The following is an 18,235-nucleotide window of genomic DNA, read 5'->3' as shown; positions in this document are numbered from 1 at the left end:
TGTGTGTTAGATGTTTCTAACTGGTGATATCAGCTTTGGAAAGGGGTGTATATGATGCCTTTGGCATTTGCGGATCCTGGCATGGATCACACGGTAAAGAAAGTGAATGGCAACGCCCAGATGCGTCAGCATCTTGCTGATATGGGCTTTGTGGAGGGCACACCGGTGACGGTGGTGTCACGGCTGAATGGCAGTCTGATTGTGAATGTAAAGAATGCACGGATTGCCATTGGTGAGAGCATGGCTCTGAAAATCATGGTATAGAAAGGGAAATATGATGACATTAAAAGAGGCAAAGATTGGATCTACGGTTACGGTTGTAAAGCTTCATGGTGAAGGGGCTGTGAAGCGCCGGATTATGGATATGGGCATTACCAAGGGCGTACAGGTGTTTATCCGCAAGGTAGCACCGCTTGGCGATCCGATTGAAGTGACGGTGCGCGGCTATGAGCTTTCCATCCGCAAAGAGGATGCCAAACAGATCGAAGTTGCATAAAGAACAGGGGAGACAGAAAAAATGGCAGAAGAGAAAATCAGGATTGCACTGGCTGGCAACCCGAACTGCGGCAAGACAACGTTGTTCAATGCCCTGACAGGTTCCAACCAGTATGTCGGCAACTGGCCAGGTGTCACGGTTGAAAAAAAGGAAGGCAGACTGAAGAAACATGAAGATGTTATCATTCAGGACCTTCCGGGTATTTATTCACTGTCACCATATACATTGGAAGAGGTGGTATCCAGAAACTACCTGGTCAAGGATAAGCCGGATGTCATTCTGAATATCATCGATGGCATAAACCTGGAGAGAAACCTGTATCTGACAACCCAGCTTGCGGAAACAGGCATTCCGATGGTGATCGCCGTAAACATGATGGATCTTGTCCGCAAGAACGGTGATGATATTGACTTCAAGGGACTGAGCAGAAAGCTTGGCTGCAGAGTGATTGAAATTTCCGCTCTGCACCAGGAGGGCATCATGGATGCCGCCCAGCTTGCCATCAAGGCGGCCAGAGAACATACACTGCCGCTCAAGATGACATACAGCAGTGATGTGGAGCAGGCTCTGCATACGATTGAAACAAAGGTGCTTTCCAATACAGATGAATCCCAGCGCCGCTGGTATGCAGTCAAAGTATTTGAGCGTGATGAAAAGGTCATGGCCCAGCTTACCCTGACTGGTGCAGAAAAGAAGACAGCTGAGGAAACAACCAGAGCCGTGGAGACATCTCTGGATGATGATGCGGAATCCATCATTACAAATGAGAAGTACGAATATATTGCTTCTTTGCTGAAAGGCATCTACAGAAAGAAACATGCCGGACAGATGTCTGTGTCTGACCGCATCGATCAGGTTGTGACAAACCGCTGGCTGGCTCTGCCGATCTTTGCTGTGATCATGACACTGACATATCTGATTGCTGTATCCGGTATTGGCCAGTGGATGACAGACTGGGTCAACGATACATTATTTGGCGGCATCATTCAGCCAGGCGTACAGACCCTGATGCAGAATGCAGGCTGCTCTGACTGGCTGGTATCACTGGTTGTTGATGGCATCATCGGCGGCCTGGCAGCACCGATCGGTTTCCTGCCGCAGATGATGTGTGTCTTCTTCTTCCTGTCTGTTCTGGAAGACTGTGGATATATGTCCCGTGTTGCCTTCATCATGGACCGTATCTTCAGAAGATTCGGCCTGTCTGGCAAGAGCTTCATTCCATTCCTGATTTCCTCTGGCTGCGGCGTGCCTGGCATCATGGCTACCCGTACCATTGAAAACGAGAAAGACCGCCGCATGACGATGATCACAACTACTTCTATCCCATGCGGTGCTAAGCTTCCGGTCATTGCCATGATCGCCGGCTATCTGATGGGAGGCACATGGTGGTTTGCTCCGGTGATGTACTTCGCCGGCATTGGCGTTGTTGTCATCATGTGCATCATCATGAAGAAGTCAAAGATGTTTGCAGGTGATCCGGCACCGTTTGTCATGGAGCTGCCGGCTTACCATATCCCGAGTCTCAAAGGTGTTCTGATGCATGTCTGGGAAAGATCCTGGGCATTCCTCAAGAAAGCCGGCACCATCCTGTTCCTTTGCTGTGCAGTGATGTGGTTCCTTGCTTCCTTCGGCATCCAGAACGGTGTCTTCGGACTTGTTGATACCGAAGCTTCCTTCCTTGCCTATATCGGCCGTGCCATTGCATGGATCTTCGTCCCTCTGGGATTTGGTACATGGCAGGCAGTTGCTTCCTCCATCTCCGGATTCGTTGCCAAGGAAGGCATCGTCTCCACAATGGGCGTGCTGGCAGGCCTTGGCGATGTAGAAGAATATACCGTATCCATGCATCAGGCATTTGCGGCATTCTTCCCGACAGGAATTGCAGCTGTATCCTTCCTGGTATTCAACTGCTTTGACTCTCCATGTCTGGCAGCCATCTCTACAATGGCAAAGGAAATGAACAACAAACGCTGGTTCTGGTTTGCCATCCTGGTACAGAATCTGAATGCATACTGCATTTCCCTGATGGTTTACCAACTTGGCGGCCTGATGGTTGGCGAAGTTGCCTTCGGTGCCGGAACCATTGCCGCAGTGATTGTACTCTGCATCTATCTGTATCTGCTTCTCAGACCAGATTATGAGCACCGTGCAAGAACCAAGACAGTTGCTGAAGAAGCAGCGTAAAATCAAAAATTTTGAAAAGCAGCTGAGCATGCTGCTTTTCAATTCCATATAAGTTAGTATATACTAACCTTACATCCTGAAAAGGAAAATGAAAGTAGAGGAAATTGAAATGTCTAAAATTGCAGTTGTATATTGGTCCGGAACGGGCAATACCCAGAAGATGGCAGAGGCTGTTGCCGAAGGTGTCAAGGCAGCAGGTTCAGAAGCAGATGTCATCTTCAGTGACAGCTTCTCTGCAAATGATGTCAGCAATTATGATGCATTTGCCTTCGGATGCCCGGCAATGGGTTCTGAAAACCTGGAGGAAGGCAGCTTTGATCCGATGTTTGCCAGCGTAGAAGGAAGTCTCTCTGGCAAGAAGGTCGGTCTGTTTGGCTCCTATGGCTGGGGTGATCAGACCTGGATGCATGACTGGGAGTCACGTGTACAGGGAGATGGTGCCCAGCTTGTGGAAGCTGGCATTACATGCCTGAATGAGCCGGATGATGCCGCACTTGAGGCATGCAAAGAACTTGGCGGAAAGCTGGCCGCATGATGTACCGCCTTGTACTTGTCAGACATGGTGAGAGTGAATGGAATAAGCTGAACCTGTTTACCGGATGGACAGATGTTGACCTGAGTGAAAACGGCCATAAAGAAGCGATCAAGGCAGGACAGCTGCTGAAAGATGCCGGCTATGACTTCGATCTTGCCTATACTTCTTATTTAAAAAGAGCAATTCATACACTCCACCACATTCTGGATGAAATGGATCTGAACTGGATTGAGGAACACAAGTCGTGGCGGCTGAATGAGCGCCATTATGGTGCTCTGCAGGGGCTGAATAAAGCAGAAACTGCTGAAAAGTATGGCGAACAGCAGGTCAAGATCTGGCGGCGCTCCTTTGCCGTATGCCCGCCGGCTCTGGAAAAGGATGATCCCCGCAGTCCTGCACTGCAGAAGATGTATGCCGGCATTGATCCTTCACTGCTTCCCCAGACTGAGTCTCTGGCCATTACGATCCAGCGCGTTGTGCCGTACTTTGAATCTGAAATCAAACCGCAGATTCTGGCTGGCAGAAAGGTATTGATTGCAGCCCATGGCAATTCGCTGCGGGCATTGGTCAAATACTTCGATCAGATCTCAGACGATGATATCGCTGGTGTGAACATTCCAACCGGTGTTCCGCTTGTCTATGAATTTGATGATCATTTCCATGTTCAAAAGCATTTCTATCTTGGTGATCAAAGCGAAGTCGAAGCCAAGATGAACGCAGTTGCCCAGCAGGGCAAAGCAAAGTGATCTGAAAGTCTTCTCTGCAAAGAGAAGATTTTTTGTGGAAGAAAATCAGGCAGGAAATGTGGGATGGTTTTGGAAAATCTGCTTTCATTTATAGAAAATTCCCACTGCGGCGGGAATCAGAGTACAATAACGTGGCATGAAAGGTAATGTGAAGATGAATAAGGCAAAAAATGCGGATCGTGTCAAAAACAGTATCGTTCTGAGCGGCATGGTCGGGACGCTTGGCTTGTTTATTGCCAAGATGCTTGGTCTGTTTTACTCGATTCCGCTGTCCAGTATATTAGGCTCTGATGCATATATGAGCTACTATGGCACCTCATTCAGAATATACAGCTATATTCTGAATGTCTTTACAGCCGGCTTTCCGTTTGCCATTGCCACTATAGTTGCCAAGTATTCGGTACGCCAGGATGCCAGAGCACTGCGCAAGATCAAGAAGGTAGAACTTGTTCTGCTTGGCATGACCGGTTTTCTGGGAATGTTGCTGCTGCTCGTGCTGTCATGGCCGCTCTCGCATATCATTGCCAGCGGCTCAGATGCTCCCATCATGGGCAGATGCCTGCGCATCCTGTCTCTGGCGATCTTCTTTGTCCCGATTCTGTCCGGCTTCCGGGGCTTCTATCAGGGACGCAAGGAAATGAGCCAGTATGCGGTATCACAGGTCTTTGAACAGATCTTCCGGGTCGGCTTTCTGCTGACGGCAGCCTATATCATTGTCTATGTTCTGCATATGGACAGACGCTATGCATTGTATGTCGCTGTCATGTCCACCAGCATCGCTGCTGTGGCAGGCATTCTGCAGTTTGTCTACTTTGACCAGCATCACTTCCCGGCGATTGAAGAAGCTGCCCGCCGCCAGACCACGAAGACTGTCCGCAAGAAGAAGCTGTTCCAGGAACTCATTGCCCTGGCAATTCCGTATCTGCTGGTCGCAGTGCTTGGCTATTGCGATGATATCTTCAACTCTGTGCTTCTGCCGGTCGGCCTCAAGGTACATGGCTATACATCCTCACAGCAGAGCATCATTCTTTCCGCCTTCAACTATGTCGGCACCAAGATGACGGCAATTCCAATGATTCTCTCACCAGGATTTGCTGCTGCATTGATTCCGCATATCACGGCTGCCCGCACGCAGGGGAACAAGAAACTTGTTTCCCGCAATGTTGTAGACTGCCTGAATATCATTGTGTATCTTGGTATTCCGGTGTCATTCTGCATCTTTCTGTATGCCCGGGATGTCTTCCATATTCTGTTCTATACAAGTGATGAAGTCACTGCGGCCAACTGCCTGCGCTGGCTTGCTCTGGAAGGCTTCCTTGCCACAATCACACCAGTGATCACCAATATCCTGATGGCGCTTGGCATGAAGCATGAAGCCCTGAAAAACCTTGGTGTCAATCTGATCATCAAAGGTGCTTCCATGGTGCCGCTGATCTGGATGTTCGGCTATGCCGGCGCCGTTCTTTCAACGGTTCCTGGCAATCTGTATATTGTCTTTGCCAGCTTCAAGGCAATGCATCAGGAACATGAGATTTCGTTCCGCTCGGTTGGCTCGATTTTCATTAAGAGTATTGCCTGCATCGTGCTGATGTTTGCCGTCTCTACCGTTCTTGCCAAAGTGGGCATTACCGGTGCCTATGGACGCAAGGTCATCGCTCTGGGCAAGACATGCATCAATGCCCTGATTACACTAGGCGTCTACTTCGGCGTCAGTGCGGCATTGAAGATGCCGGAGCAGGTATTCCACCGTAGGCTGTCTGCCGTTGTCAAAGCACGTCTGCAGAAGAAGAACGCATAAGCAGGATGCATTGTCATCCTGTTTTTTTCGCATCGCTATTTTCAAATAAATAGTTGATGTACCCGAACAAGTACATCAAGTTAATATCTATAACTTATCATGACTTCAGTTGAGGTGATGATATGCTCGTTAATCAGAATTTCCTGAATTCTTTATCTCCTGTCGAAATTGAATTCATTCGTGTTGGTTTAGAAAAGCTATTCAGAGAGAAAGTAAACTGTACGACAACAAATTACGAGAATCTCTCTTTGCATGTTGAGAAATGTCCTCATTGTGGTTCAACTCACTTTGTTAAGAATGGCTTTAACCCACATAATCGTCAGAAATACAGATGTAAAAAATGCAAATCTGTTTTTATGGCAACAACAGGTACGATGTTTACTCATTCCAGAACAAGCTTTGATATCTGGACTACTTTTATCTCTGGCGAGCTTAACGGAATGACTCTGACTCAGCAGAGTGTAGCTACAGGCTTATCAGTTACTACCTGCTTCAACATGCGTCACAAGTTATATCAGGCTGCAGCAAAGATTCAGAATAATGTGGTCTTAAGTGGAAATGTTGAATTGGATCCTACTTATACCAAAATCAACCTGAAAGGGACCAGGAAGGATAAAATGCCAAGATTCAGCAAACAGCGTGGAAAGCATCGCCGTCATTCAACCAAGCGTGCTTTACCTGGCACCAGCCATCACAAGATCTGCCTGGTAACAGCTATTGATGAGCATGACAATATTCTCTTTAAAATTGGAGGATTAGGCAGAGAGAGTGCAGAAATTCTGAATCAATGCAGCTCTCACTACGCAGCGAATTCAACAATTATCAGTGATGACAGCCATAGCATTCAAACTTTCGTGGGCGATAATCACTTCAACAGTGACATAATGCCATCTAACGGTTATTTAACACCAAAGTGCAAGACAGTATCTGAAGTAAACGAGCTTCACTCTGAGCTAAAAAACATGATCAGGCAGAAACATGGTATCAGCACAAGACATCTCCAGGGTTATTTGAATTGGATCGTCATGAAGAAATATTTAAAGTACAGGCTGGACATGCGCAAATGGAAATCAGAAGCATACATGGAAACAATGTTTGAACAGATTCCATTTACCTGTGCGGAGATCCCAAAGCTTAAAATGCCAATTAACCTCTATGAGGCATATAGCTCATGATATTTTGGTGTTTACAGCCTCATCAACTAAATCTTTGAAAATAGCGTTGCATGAAAAAAGACTTCCTGTCTGGACAATGTCATTAAGATAAGCTCATGAAAGTGATATTGAGATTTTGACCCGTTAAGTTAAGAAGCTGGATGAAGAATAATAATGTTATTCTTCAGGACTCAGCTTCTTTTTTGATCAGCTCTTAGAGGACAATCCAGAGGTTCTCAAAAAGAAGGCATGACGAAAACATCTTTTGAGCAATCTGTCACTTTATCATTGAATCCAAAGGCTGACCTCGTATAATGAAGTTGCTTAGGCAGCTCTATAGAGTGACAGTCTTGCTGGTTGTGACTTTATATTGCGCTTGAACTTTCTTCCTGGTCGTACGGGACTCAGGAAGTTTTTTATTCTGTCTATGAATGCTTTTGTCGTAATAAGCTTCTTCAGGAATAATCGCGCATTCGTAACGGCAGGCTTAAAAGCAATCTGATACGTCCATTTTCTGCCATCCTTTTCTACCGGCACAGCATTGATCAGAAGCTGGGTGTAGTTGTACATGATGAGAGCGGCATAGATTTCCTGTCTTGCGTTTTTCTGCTTGATTGAATTGAAGTAAACCATGTTTGTATCGTATTTCAAGTGGCGGAATGCACCTTCAATCTCCCAGCGCATATGGTAAAGTTCCTTAAGCTCAGTGATGGAAAATTCATCTTTGGGCAGATTCGTAACCAGGCACTCATAAGTACCGTCCGTGATTTTGAAACGGGCGACACGGAAAGTCATATTGTAGAACGGATGATCAAAATCCAGATAACTGAAATTTACGTTTGATGGCAGGAATACGTATTTCTGCTTGTTTTGCTTGATCTCTTTCGTCTGGCTTCTTGTCAATATACGAGTGATATCTCGATCGAATTCTTCATCTGGCAGATCAATGGCAGATAAGATCCCGCTGCTGAATATATCCTTTATACGAATGGCGAAGTGAATGCTGTTTTCAAGCATATAGGCAAGCAGCTCATAGCTTTCGTAGCCGCGGTCAGCAGTAATAATCGTTTTGGCTGGCAGATCATGGGCTTTAAGCATATCAAGCAGAGCGCCTTTCTCATGAGACTTCTGTTTCGTATCTATCATAGCGTCTGTATATACGCGATTCAGAACGTCATACAGAGCATTGAGATGAAGCTGATTGTAGCCCTGGCTGTTCTCATCATTCTTCAGAAATGTCTCTGGATCATCAGGGTTATAAGGGATACGTACATCTGATCCATCACAAGCGAATACACGATAGCCTTTGAAGAATCTGGTTCCAGGAATGTTTTCAGTCATTAAGTGCATTACTCTTTCAAGAGCTTCGGGATCGAGCTTTGAACGCTGCTGGCAGAAAGCCGAAGCAGACGGCGGGACTTTGGAAACAAAGAAATCAGAGAGTTCCTGGTTTAATGCCTTGGCCTGTTTCTGGATAAGGAAGCGAATCAGAATACCAGCGGGCAGTGCACGTATCCGAGTGAAGTCAACACCTGGCTGCGTACAATAGCAGCTTATATTTTGCTCGACCATATCAATGGCCTTGGCTAAAATGTCATCTACGCACTTAACAGAATCAATGGAAATCATAATGAATTTTTCCTCCTACAATTTCCTTCGGATTGTGTAAAAAAGGCTGATTTTTGGCTGTCAAGTGTTTTTTAGAAAATCATCCAAAAAAATACGGACCTTTTGGCCATCAAAAAAAACGCCTTGTATTCTTACAAAATACAAAGCGTTTCAATCATCAAGCCCTAACTTAATGACATTGCAGTTTTGCCCGGGATTTTTCTTGGATAAGGTACATCGACACATCTGCCAGTTACAGATTGATTTCGCATACAATATGTTAGGAGAACATATTTTGAATGGATTGATTGAATTTGAAGGATTGAGGTTGTATGCTCACCGTCAATGTAAGTTAGCATTAACTAACTAACATTAATATACAGTATGATGACTTTGCTGTCAACATATATATCAAAAAAATCTGTAAAAAGCTGAAACAGTTCTATTTCACTGCTTTCAGGACATGGAAGTATAATAGGAATAACAAGAATGGTGGAGGAAAATCATGAGTGAATATCTGACAATTGATGTTGGCGGTACAGCCGTCAAGTATGCATTGATGAATGAGGAAGCTGAGATTGCAGAAAAGGGTGAAGTGGCTACACCGCATGACAGTCAGGAAGAGTTTATCAATCTTGTTGTTGGACTGTATCAGAAATACCAGGACAGAGTGGAAGGCATTGCCATGAGTGCACCGGGCAGAATTGATGCATCCCGCGGTTATTTCTATACAAGCGGTGCGCTGGGCTATCTTGACCATACGGATTTTGCGGCATTGCTTGCGGACAAGGTGAAAGTTCCGTTCAGGCTGGAAAATGATGCCAAGAGTGCAGCTCTTGCGGAACTTTGGAAAGGCAGTATGCAGGGTGTTGCCAACGGCACTGTGATTACCCTTGGTACGGGCATTGGCGGTGCCATCATCATCAACGGAAAACTGTACCGCGGCTCTACTTTTGCCGCAGGTGAATATTCGCCGATCTCAACACGGCTTGATCTGCCGTTTGATACAAAATATATGTGGGCAAACCAAAACAGCGTCGGATCACTGATCAGAAAGTATGCAGAGCTTTCCGGACAGGATGCATCCCAGCTCAATGGACGTATTCTTTTTGAAAGAGCCAATCATGGCGATCAGCAGGCACTGGATGCACTGCAGTGGTACTGCCAGGGCCTTGCCACCGGGCTGCTGACGATTCAGACCATCCTGGATGTAGAAAGAGTTGCGATCGGCGGCGGTATTTCCAAACAGCCTTTGCTGCTGAAAACACTGCAGGATACAATCGAGAAGATGGCAGCACCTTATCTTGCCTTTATGCCATTCTCACTGCCGGAAATCGTTGCCTGCACCTTTGGCAATGATGCCAACATGATTGGTGCTCTCTATCATTTCCTCAACGAATAATTCCGCAGAAATGTGTGAATTGCAGTCAATGAATGATAGCGCTTTAAGATCTTCTTTCCGCTATGTTACAATGCGGTCAACTATGGGGGAAAATCTATGCACTATCATACAAAAGAACAGTTAATGCACACATATCATGCCATGGTTACAGAGAATGGTTCTGCCAATATTTCCGTCATTCAGCTGTGCACAAAATGTGGGATCCACAGACAGACGTTCTATCGCTGCTATGACGATATTCCTGATTTGATCGTAAAGTACTGCTGGGGGCAGATTAATCAGGGAGCAGAACATATCCAGAAAGATGCGCCGTGGCAGAAACTTCTGCTGTCAGCACTTGAGTACTGTCAGATGGACAGCAGCTTTCTGCTTGCCGTACTGCAGTCTCATGCAAAAGAGAGAATGGTCCAGTTTGGCGGCATGAAGATGCATCAGATTCTTGCGGAATGCATTGAAGCACTTGCGGCACAAACACATGTCAGTCCTCTGCAGAAGCAGTTTCTGTGCCATTATCACCGGCATGCACTGACCGGCATGATTCTGAACTGGTTTCATTCAGGAATGAAAGAAGATCCGGATGCACTGCTTGATATGATCACAGATATCGTCAAAGACAGCCTGCACAATGCCATCAACAATTTTGCGATCAGAAATGATCTGTATGGCATGCCGGATCCGGTCTTTTGATGGTTTCTGAAAGGAAAAATCAAAAGTAAAGCATTCGAGCGTTAAATTCTGTATACGTTTTCACCGTTTTGTCTTTCACTTTTTGGGCAAAATCATTGCATACTAGAGATAGCACCGGGATATGCATGAATGTATTCTGATGAAATTGATTGAAAAGAGGGATTGAGTATGGATTATGATATTGCACATGCGGCAGAACGCAAGGCATTTCAGGCAGCTCTGAACCTTGCCTTCAAGAAAATTGATAAGAATGATGAGACAGGCTACGTTGACATGGTCAATCTGGGCCAGAAGGTTCTGGGGGATACATGGCCGGATGAAGCATGGGATCATCTGCGTACAGCCTTTGGAAAAGATGGCAAGTACAATCATTTTCTCAACCGCATCCATCGTGATGTCGATGAAGAGTATCTGAAGAAGCTGCTGATGGCATTTGGCTTTGAAGCTGGTTTCACAGGTTTCAAGAGAACGCAGAAGGTAGGCAAGAAGGAGGGAATCCGCATTCCGTGGGTGATCCTGTTTGATCCGACCAGTGCCTGCAACCTGCACTGCACAGGATGCTGGGCAAGTGAGTACAGCCACCAGCTGAATCTGTCCTATGAAGATATGGACAGAATTGTTACCGAAGGCAAGCAGCTTGGTATTCATGGCTATGTCATGACCGGCGGCGAGCCGATGGTCCGCAAGAATGATATTCTGAAGCTTGCCAAGAAACATTATGACTGCGGCTTCATGATCTTCACAAATGGCACCCTGGTTGATCAGGCTTTCTGTGATGGCATGAGAGAAGCAGGCAACATTGTTCTTTCGATGAGTATCGAGGGCGATGAGAAGGCAACCGATGCCCGCCGCGGTCAGGGAACCTTCGCAAAGGTCATGGCTACCATGGATCTGCTGCATAAGAACCGTCTTGCCTATGGCACATCCATCTGCTACACAAGAGCAAACTGCGAAGCCGTTACTTCTGATGAATTCTATGACTTCCTGATTTCCAAGGGCGTACTGTTCAGCTGGTACTTCCACTTCATGCCGGTTGGCAATGATACAGATATGTCTCTGGTGCCGACTGTCGAGCAGAGAGAGTATATGTATCACCGCATCCGTGAGGTCAGAAACTATACAGGCGGCAAGGAAATCTTCTGCATGGACTTCCAGAACGATGGCCAGTTTGTCGGCGGCTGCATCGCCGGCGGCAAGTACTACTGCCATATCAATCCGAATGGTGATATGGAGCCTTGTGTCTTCATTCATTATTCCAATGCCAACATCCATGACAAGAGCCTGCTGGAGTGCCTGAAGCAGCCTCTGTTCAGAGATTATCAGGCCAACCAGCCGTTCAACCAGGATCATCTGAGACCGTGCCCGATGCTCGAGAATCCGCAGTTCATCAAGAAACTCGTGCATGAATCCGGCGCTCACAGCACCGATATGGTTGATCCGGAGGATGTTGATGAACTGTCTGCCAAGACAACTGAGTATGCCAAGGAGTGGGCTCCGGTAGCAGAAAAACTCTGGGCTGAAGATCAGGCAAAACGTGCAGAGCGCAAAGCTGCAAACAAGTAAACAATTATTTCAGATAAGATGACTGTACCGACAGAGATGTCTGGAAACAGTCATCTTTTTTGTGTGGTATTATTGCAGCATGGCAAAAACAAAAGAAACCCTGCAGCTGGAAGATGCACTTCGCCAGCGCAGCCGGAAGAAACGAGAATACGGCTGTGAAGAAGTCACCATCGGCTTTACATATGAAAACAAAGGCAATGAAATCGTTGACTTCATGTCCATGGATGCGCACGAAGTCTTCCGCTGCTATGAAATCAAAATCTCTCTGTCAGATCTGAAGAGCAATAATGCTCTGTCATGGTATGGCGACTACAACTATCTTGTCATTTCAGAAGATCTTTGGATGCGTGACATTGATTTTGACAACTATATTCCACCGTATGCCGGCATTCTTGTTTCCCATGATCTGCAGACAATGCGCAATGCAAAGAAGAAGGCCGTTTCAGATACGGACAGAAAGATGCTCAAGGACAGTCTGCTGCGCAGCCTGTACTGGCGCATGGTGCAGTATCAGGATGCTGGCAGCGATGTAATTCTGAAACAGCTGCAGAAGGATCAGGACGCATTGAAAAAAGAATATGAGCAGTACAGGAGGCAGGTAGACCGCACGATGTTTACGGAAGAAGACTATGTACGCTACTATGGCATGAATCATCAGTGCAGTCCGGATCTGGAACAAATGGCAAAAGGGGAGCGTGAACAGTACTTCCTGCGCAAGGAAGGAAAGATGGCATGGCAGAAGGAAGACGATCATTTGTGCTGTCCGGTCTGCGGTTATCGGACAAAGCTGAAAAGTGCCTTTTGTCCTGCCTGTGGTGTGGATCTCAGGCAGCTGATACGGAAATGAGGTACAATACACACCGTTGAAGAGGAATACGATTTATGGAAATGCAGATGGAACACATACAGGAGCTGCCGACACCGGAAGAGTTGAAAAAACAGTTTCCGCTCAGCTCTGAAATCAAGGAAAGAAAAGCGGTGCGTGATCAGGAAATTGCGCGCATCATGACGGGTGAAAGTGATAAATTCCTGCTGTTGATCGGTCCATGCAGTGCTGACCGCGAAGATGCGGTGCTGGACTATATGACACGTCTTGCCAAAGTGCAGGAAAATGTAAAGGATAAGATCCTGATTGTGCCGCGTGTCTATACAAACAAGCCGCGTACAAAGGGACTTGGCTACAAGGGAATGCTGCATCAGCCGGATCCGCATAAAGGTGAGGATCTGCTGGCTGGCATCATTGCCATCCGTGAGATGCATACCCGGGTTGCAAAGGAGACAGGTTTCTCCTGTGCTGAGGAAATGCTGTATCCGGAGAATCATGCCTATCTGGATGATCTGCTGTCCTATGTTGCGATTGGAGCAAGAAGTGTTGAGGATCAGCAGCACCGTATGGTGGCAAGCGGTATCGGTATTCCAGCTGGCATGAAGAATCCGACATCGGGTGATCTGAGTGTGATGATGAATGCCATCGTGGCAGCCCAGAATCCGCAGACCTTCATTTACCGCGGCTGGGAGGTGCAGACCCAGGGCAATATGCTTGCCCATGTCATTCTGCGCGGCTATCAGGACCGCTATGGCAATTTGCAGCCAAACTATCACTATGAGGATCTGATTCATGTCTACAACATGTACCAGTCACTCAAACTCAACAATCCGGCTGTGATTGTTGACTGCAACCATGCCAATTCCGGCAAGAACTATATGGAGCAGATCCGCATTGCCAAGGATGTTCTGCACAGCCGGCATTGCAATCCGGAAATTCACGGGCTGGTCAAGGGATTGATGATTGAAAGCTATCTGCTGGATGGCAATCAGCCATCCATCGGTGATGTATATGGACTTTCCATTACGGATGCATGCCTTGGCTGGGAAAAGAGTGAAAAGCTGATTCTGGATATTGCAGAAGAACTGGATTAATCAGAGATTTAACAGGCGAAAGCCTGTTTTTTCTTTTGTAAAACGCTATTTTCAAATAAATAGTTGATGTACCCGAACAAGTACATCAAGTTAATATCTATAACTTATCATGACTTCAGTTGAGGTGATGATATGCTCGTTAATCAGAATTTCCTGAATTCTTTATCTCCTGTCGAAATTGAATTCATTCGTGTTGGTTTAGAAAAGCTATTCAGAGAGAAAGTAAACTGTACGACAACAAATTACGAGAATCTCTCTTTGCATGTTGAGAAATGTCCTCATTGTGGTTCAACTCACTTTGTTAAGAATGGCTTTAACCCACATAATCGTCAGAAATACAGATGTAAAAAATGCAAATCTGTTTTTATGGCAACAACAGGTACGATGTTTACTCATTCCAGAACAAGCTTTGATATCTGGACTACTTTTATCTCTGGCGAGCTTAACGGAATGACTCTGACTCAGCAGAGTGTAGCTACAGGCTTATCAGTTACTACCTGCTTCAACATGCGTCACAAGTTATATCAGGCTGCAGCAAAGATTCAGAATAATGTGGTCTTAAGTGGAAATGTTGAATTGGATCCTACTTATACCAAAATCAACCTGAAAGGGACCAGGAAGGATAAAATGCCAAGATTCAGCAAACAGCGTGGAAAGCATCGCCGTCATTCAACCAAGCGTGCTTTACCTGGCACCAGCCATCACAAGATCTGCCTGGTAACAGCTATTGATGAGCATGACAATATTCTCTTTAAAATTGGAGGATTAGGCAGAGAGAGTGCAGAAATTCTGAATCAATATAGCTCTCACTTCGCAGCGCATTCAACAATTATCAGTGATGACAGCCATAGCATTCAAACTTTCGTGGGCGATAATCACTTCAACAGTGACATTATTCCATCTAACGGTTATTTAACACCAAAGGGCAATACAGTATCTGAAGTAAACGAGCTTCACTCTGAGCTAAAAAACATGATCAGGCAGAAACATGGTATCAGCACAAGACATCTCCAGGGTTATTTGAATTGGATCGTCATGAAGAAATATTTAAAGTACAGGCTGGACATGCGCAAATGGAAATCAGAAGCATACATGGAAACAATGTTTGAACAGATTCCATTTACCTGTGCGGAGATCCCAAAGCTTAAAATGCCAATTAACCTCTATGAGGCATATAGCTCATGATATTTTGGTGTTTACAGCCTCATCAACTAAATCTTTGAAAATAGCGTTGTAAAACATTAAAAGTGCTTAATAACAGCATCATTTTACACAAACTTTTCATTTGCCTTTCTGTGGACTTTACACAGCCTGTATATCCTTTAATACGTACCAAGGAGGAAAAGAAAGACAGGTATGAATAGAACAAAGGGTATCATTGCTGGTTTACTGACAGCTGCCATGCTGGCAGGATGTGGATCTTCCACAACCGCAGCATCAACAAGCGCAGCGTCTACAGCTGCTGCTAAGGAAAGCACATTTGCTGCTGTTTCCGGAACAGTTACAGCTGCTGGTTCCAGTGCACTGCTGCCGCTGGCACAGGAAGCTGCTACTGAGTTCATGAAGAACAATCCGGACTGCGTCGTTACTGTAAACGGCGGCGGTTCTGGTGAAGGCCTGAAGCAGGTTGCTGACGGCAGTGTCGATATCGGCAACTCAGATGTTGCAGCAGAAGAAAAGCTTGATGCAAGTGCTGCCAGTGGCCTGATGGATCATGAGGTTGCTCTTGTTGCCATGGCTCCGGTTGTCTCCAAGGATCTTGACATTGACAACCTGACAACGGATCAGCTGATCCAGGTGTTCACCGGCAAGGTAACCAACTGGAAGGATGTCGGCGGTCCGGATGAGGACATTGTCCTTGTCACAAGACCTTCTTCTTCCGGCACAAGAGCTACCTTCAAGAAGTATGCACTGAATGGTGAAGAAGAGGCATCAAACCAGGCTCTGGAAACAGATGACTCCGGCACACTGACACAGACAGTAGCTACTACAGAAGGTGCAATTGGTTATGTTGCTCTGTCTTATCTGACTGACAATACAGACCTGAAGGCAGTTTCCGTTGATGGTGTTGAGCCGACTCTGGAGAACGTATACAGCGGTGATTATAAGGTTTGGTCTTACGAGCACATGTATACAAAGGGTGATGGCAGTGAAGTTGCACAGGCATTCCTGAAGTACATGGTCAGCGATGAATTCGCATCCAACGTCGAAAAGATGGGATACGGTGTCGTTGCCAGCCTCACTGATGCAGCTGTTGCTACACACAAGAACTAAACAGGTGCTTAATGATGCCGGCCTTATGCCGGCATCTTCCATGAAGGAGTGATATGCAGCATGATTGATCAATATACTCTGAAAATGGTAAAGAAAGACCGCAGATGGAAAGGCATTTATACCTTCTGCGGTTTCTTTATCATCATTCTTACCGTTGCCATCGGTGTCTTCCTGATCCTCAAAGGAAGCGATACCTTTGTCAAAGCCCACCATTCTGTCTTTGAATTTCTGTTCTCCTCCGACTGGAGTCCATCTGATTCCGTCGGTGATGATTCCGGCAGTATAGGCTCACTTGTTTACATCTGCGGATCTTTGATGACATGCGGCCTGGCATTACTGTTCTGCATTCCGCTGGCTGTATGTTCCGCCGTCTTTCTGAGTGAAATTGCACCGAAGTTCGGCGAAAAGTTTTTCCGCCCGGCCATTGAAATCTATGTTGGCATTCCATCCGTCGTCTATGGCTGGATCGGCCTGACTGTACTGGTTCCGTTTATTGCCAACGTGTTTCATGCAAAAATGGGCGGCTTCTCCGTGCTGGCTGCTGCCATCGTACTGACTGTGATGATCTTCCCGACCATCACAACCGTTGCGGCAGATGCCATCAAGAATGTCCCGCAGGGATACCGTGAAGCCGCATATGGCATGGGTTCCACCCGCTGGCAGGTAATCCGCCACGTCGTACTGCCGGCTGCTTTCCCTGGCATTGCGACCGGTGTCATTCTCGGCCTGGCCAGAGCAATCGGTGAAGCACTCGCGGTTGCCATGGTCATTGGCAAAACAAGAAGCTTCCCGAAGAACATTCTGTCACCGACCAACAACCTGACCGCAGCCATTGCAGCAGATATGGGCAATACTGCCAACGGCGGCCTTCATAATATGGCGCTTTGGTCCATGGCACTGCTGCTGTACCTGATTTCCATTCTGCTGATCTTCATCATCCATCGTATGTCCAGGAAAGGAAAGAACGCATGAATAAACAGAACGAATCGCTTTATAAACATGCACGTGCTACTGATTGTGCCATGACCGGCATCTTCGGGGCAGTCGGCATCTTCATGGTTGCGTTCCTGATCCTGCTGACAGGATATATCATCATCAATGGATTCCGTGGTTTCATGCCGGAAATGCTCTCCACCGGGCAGAATGGCATTCTCAACCAGCTGTTCAATACCATATATCTGGTTATCCTTTCACTGCTGATCTCCGTGCCTCTTGGCATTGGTGCCGGTGTTTACCTGGCAGAATACTCGCGTCCAGGCAAACTGCTGGATTTCCTGGAAATCAGTATTGAGTCGCTGTCATCTCTGCCTTCCATTGTCATCGGCTTGTTTGGTTATCTGGTCTTCATCCTGATGACCGGTATGAAATGGAACCTGTTTGCCGGTGCACTGGCTGTGTCCATTCTGTCACTGCCATTGATCACCACGGAAACCAACAGTGCCATTCGTTCTCTGCCGCCGGAGTATAAAGAAGGCTCTCTGGCAACGGGAGCGACACTTGCGCAGACCATCCGCCACGTACTGATCCCGGCTGCGATGCCGCAGATCCTGACGGGTGTGATCATGGCAGCAGGACGTGGCTTTGGTGAAGCGGCTGCACTGCTGTACACCAGCGGTCAGTCCACCGTCATCAACTGGTCTAACTGGAATACTACATCGCCAACCTGTCCGCTGAACCCGTTCCGTACAGGTGAAACGCTGTCATTACACATCTGGGTGCTGCGTACAGAAGGATCTCTGAATCCAAATTCCGAGGCCATTGCCGGTTTTGCATCAGCTGTGCTTGTGATTCTGACACTGTGTGTCTCTGTCATCACAAGAAGACTTTCCGACAGTATTCGAAACAAAAATCAGAAGGGAAAATAGTCT

At 46.5% G+C, this 18,235-nt stretch carries 17 protein-coding genes; 16 read left to right on the top strand and 1 reads right to left on the bottom strand.

What is annotated here, in order from left to right; genetic code table 11:
* The first annotated feature begins 51 nt into the window (after positions 1 to 51).
* The 7 genes from DHU66_RS00375 (at position 52) to DHU66_RS00345 (ending at position 6,934) form a co-directional block, all read left to right on the top strand.
* Positions 52 to 264, top strand: coding sequence for a FeoA family protein (locus DHU66_RS00375; RefSeq protein WP_209451701.1), 213 nt, complete (start codon positions 52 to 54; stop codon positions 262 to 264).
* A 10-nt stretch (positions 265 to 274) separates the two neighbouring features.
* Entirely contained in the window at positions 275 to 496 is a 222-nt protein-coding gene (locus DHU66_RS00370; protein WP_108773930.1) for a FeoA family protein, read from the top strand.
* Between the two features lie 21 nt (positions 497 to 517).
* The gene (feoB, locus tag DHU66_RS00365; RefSeq protein WP_108773929.1) at positions 518 to 2,680 is read left to right on the top strand and encodes a ferrous iron transport protein B; all 2,163 of its coding nucleotides are present in this window, start codon (positions 518 to 520) and stop codon (positions 2,678 to 2,680) included.
* Positions 2,681 to 2,789: 109 nt separating this feature from the next.
* Positions 2,790 to 3,215 carry a flavodoxin gene (locus DHU66_RS00360; RefSeq protein ID WP_108773928.1) on the top strand — a complete coding sequence of 142 codons (426 nt, stop codon included), beginning with the start codon at positions 2,790 to 2,792 and terminating at the stop codon, positions 3,213 to 3,215.
* On the top strand, positions 3,215 to 3,961 hold the full coding sequence (gene gpmA, locus DHU66_RS00355; RefSeq protein ID WP_108774461.1) for a 2,3-diphosphoglycerate-dependent phosphoglycerate mutase: 747 nt from the start codon (positions 3,215 to 3,217) through the stop codon (positions 3,959 to 3,961). The genes DHU66_RS00360 and gpmA overlap by 1 nt, the downstream gene beginning before the upstream one ends.
* 154 nt (positions 3,962 to 4,115) lie before the next feature.
* Positions 4,116 to 5,759, top strand: coding sequence for an oligosaccharide flippase family protein (locus tag DHU66_RS00350; RefSeq protein WP_108774460.1), 1,644 nt, complete (start codon positions 4,116 to 4,118; stop codon positions 5,757 to 5,759).
* 122 nt (positions 5,760 to 5,881) lie between these two features.
* Positions 5,882 to 6,934, top strand: a complete 1,053-nt coding sequence (locus tag DHU66_RS00345) for an IS1595 family transposase (protein ID WP_108773927.1) — start codon at positions 5,882 to 5,884, stop codon at positions 6,932 to 6,934.
* Positions 6,935 to 7,237: 303 nt separating this feature from the next.
* Here the strand turns inward: DHU66_RS00345 and DHU66_RS00340 are convergent, their stop codons facing one another.
* Positions 7,238 to 8,542 (bottom strand): IS4 family transposase, encoded by a 1,305-nt coding sequence (locus DHU66_RS00340; RefSeq protein WP_108773886.1) that lies wholly within the window; start codon positions 8,540 to 8,542, stop codon positions 7,238 to 7,240.
* Positions 8,543 to 9,026: 484 nt separating this feature from the next.
* Here DHU66_RS00340 and DHU66_RS00335 point away from each other — a divergent pair, with 484 nt between their 5' ends.
* The 9 genes from DHU66_RS00335 (at position 9,027) to pstA (ending at position 18,232) form a co-directional block, all read left to right on the top strand.
* The gene (locus DHU66_RS00335; RefSeq protein ID WP_108773926.1) at positions 9,027 to 9,923 is read left to right on the top strand and encodes an ROK family protein; all 897 of its coding nucleotides are present in this window, start codon (positions 9,027 to 9,029) and stop codon (positions 9,921 to 9,923) included.
* Positions 9,924 to 10,019: 96 nt separating this feature from the next.
* The gene (locus DHU66_RS00330) at positions 10,020 to 10,610 is read left to right on the top strand and encodes a TetR-like C-terminal domain-containing protein (RefSeq protein WP_108773925.1); all 591 of its coding nucleotides are present in this window, start codon (positions 10,020 to 10,022) and stop codon (positions 10,608 to 10,610) included.
* Between the two features lie 168 nt (positions 10,611 to 10,778).
* The gene (locus tag DHU66_RS00325) at positions 10,779 to 12,173 is read left to right on the top strand and encodes a radical SAM/SPASM domain-containing protein (RefSeq protein ID WP_108773924.1); all 1,395 of its coding nucleotides are present in this window, start codon (positions 10,779 to 10,781) and stop codon (positions 12,171 to 12,173) included.
* A 79-nt stretch (positions 12,174 to 12,252) separates the two neighbouring features.
* A complete protein-coding gene (locus tag DHU66_RS00320) occupies positions 12,253 to 13,020 on the top strand; it encodes a zinc ribbon domain-containing protein (protein WP_108773923.1) in 768 nt (255 codons plus the stop codon).
* Between the two features lie 35 nt (positions 13,021 to 13,055).
* Positions 13,056 to 14,093: a 3-deoxy-7-phosphoheptulonate synthase gene (locus DHU66_RS00315; RefSeq protein WP_108773922.1), complete on the top strand. Its 1,038-nt coding sequence runs from the start codon at positions 13,056 to 13,058 to the stop codon at positions 14,091 to 14,093.
* A 132-nt stretch (positions 14,094 to 14,225) separates the two neighbouring features.
* On the top strand, positions 14,226 to 15,278 hold the full coding sequence (locus DHU66_RS00310; RefSeq protein ID WP_108773885.1) for an IS1595 family transposase: 1,053 nt from the start codon (positions 14,226 to 14,228) through the stop codon (positions 15,276 to 15,278).
* A 171-nt stretch (positions 15,279 to 15,449) separates the two neighbouring features.
* Complete coding sequence (locus DHU66_RS00305; RefSeq protein WP_108773921.1) at positions 15,450 to 16,367, top strand: phosphate ABC transporter substrate-binding protein; 918 nt, start codon at positions 15,450 to 15,452, stop codon at positions 16,365 to 16,367.
* A gap of 60 nt (positions 16,368 to 16,427) precedes the next feature.
* Positions 16,428 to 17,339 carry a phosphate ABC transporter permease subunit PstC gene (gene pstC / locus DHU66_RS00300; RefSeq protein ID WP_108773920.1) on the top strand — a complete coding sequence of 304 codons (912 nt, stop codon included), beginning with the start codon at positions 16,428 to 16,430 and terminating at the stop codon, positions 17,337 to 17,339.
* Complete coding sequence (gene pstA, locus DHU66_RS12300) at positions 17,336 to 18,232, top strand: phosphate ABC transporter permease PstA (protein ID WP_209451700.1); 897 nt, start codon at positions 17,336 to 17,338, stop codon at positions 18,230 to 18,232. The genes pstC and pstA overlap by 4 nt, the downstream gene beginning before the upstream one ends.
* The last annotated feature ends 3 nt before the right edge of the window (positions 18,233 to 18,235 follow it).

Source organism: Lactimicrobium massiliense, from assembly GCF_900343155.1.
Classification (GTDB): domain Bacteria; phylum Bacillota_I; class Bacilli_A; order Erysipelotrichales; family Erysipelotrichaceae; genus Bulleidia; species Bulleidia massiliensis.
This window is presented reverse-complemented; position numbering and strand designations above follow the sequence as displayed.

Excerpts from the sequence above, each read along its gene's own strand:
- DHU66_RS00360 (WP_108773928.1), top strand. The coding sequence starts at position 2,790 with ATGTCTAAAATTGCAGTTGTATATTGGTCCGGAACGGGCAATACCCAG.
- DHU66_RS00340 (WP_108773886.1), bottom strand. The coding sequence starts at position 8,542 with ATGATTTCCATTGATTCTGTTAAGTGCGTAGATGACATTTTAGCCAAG.
- DHU66_RS00305 (WP_108773921.1), top strand. The coding sequence starts at position 15,450 with ATGAATAGAACAAAGGGTATCATTGCTGGTTTACTGACAGCTGCCATG.
- DHU66_RS00315 (WP_108773922.1), top strand. The coding sequence starts at position 13,056 with ATGGAAATGCAGATGGAACACATACAGGAGCTGCCGACACCGGAAGAG.
- pstA (WP_209451700.1), top strand. The coding sequence starts at position 17,336 with ATGAATAAACAGAACGAATCGCTTTATAAACATGCACGTGCTACTGAT.
- pstC (WP_108773920.1), top strand. The coding sequence starts at position 16,428 with ATGATTGATCAATATACTCTGAAAATGGTAAAGAAAGACCGCAGATGG.
- DHU66_RS00310 (WP_108773885.1), top strand. The coding sequence starts at position 14,226 with ATGCTCGTTAATCAGAATTTCCTGAATTCTTTATCTCCTGTCGAAATT.
- DHU66_RS00345 (WP_108773927.1), top strand. The coding sequence starts at position 5,882 with ATGCTCGTTAATCAGAATTTCCTGAATTCTTTATCTCCTGTCGAAATT.
- DHU66_RS00370 (WP_108773930.1), top strand. The coding sequence starts at position 275 with ATGATGACATTAAAAGAGGCAAAGATTGGATCTACGGTTACGGTTGTA.
- DHU66_RS00320 (WP_108773923.1), top strand. The coding sequence starts at position 12,253 with ATGGCAAAAACAAAAGAAACCCTGCAGCTGGAAGATGCACTTCGCCAG.
- gpmA (WP_108774461.1), top strand. The coding sequence starts at position 3,215 with ATGTACCGCCTTGTACTTGTCAGACATGGTGAGAGTGAATGGAATAAG.
- DHU66_RS00330 (WP_108773925.1), top strand. The coding sequence starts at position 10,020 with ATGCACTATCATACAAAAGAACAGTTAATGCACACATATCATGCCATG.
- feoB (WP_108773929.1), top strand. The coding sequence starts at position 518 with ATGGCAGAAGAGAAAATCAGGATTGCACTGGCTGGCAACCCGAACTGC.
- DHU66_RS00375 (WP_209451701.1), top strand. The coding sequence starts at position 52 with ATGATGCCTTTGGCATTTGCGGATCCTGGCATGGATCACACGGTAAAG.
- DHU66_RS00325 (WP_108773924.1), top strand. The coding sequence starts at position 10,779 with ATGGATTATGATATTGCACATGCGGCAGAACGCAAGGCATTTCAGGCA.
- DHU66_RS00350 (WP_108774460.1), top strand. The coding sequence starts at position 4,116 with ATGAATAAGGCAAAAAATGCGGATCGTGTCAAAAACAGTATCGTTCTG.
- DHU66_RS00335 (WP_108773926.1), top strand. The coding sequence starts at position 9,027 with ATGAGTGAATATCTGACAATTGATGTTGGCGGTACAGCCGTCAAGTAT.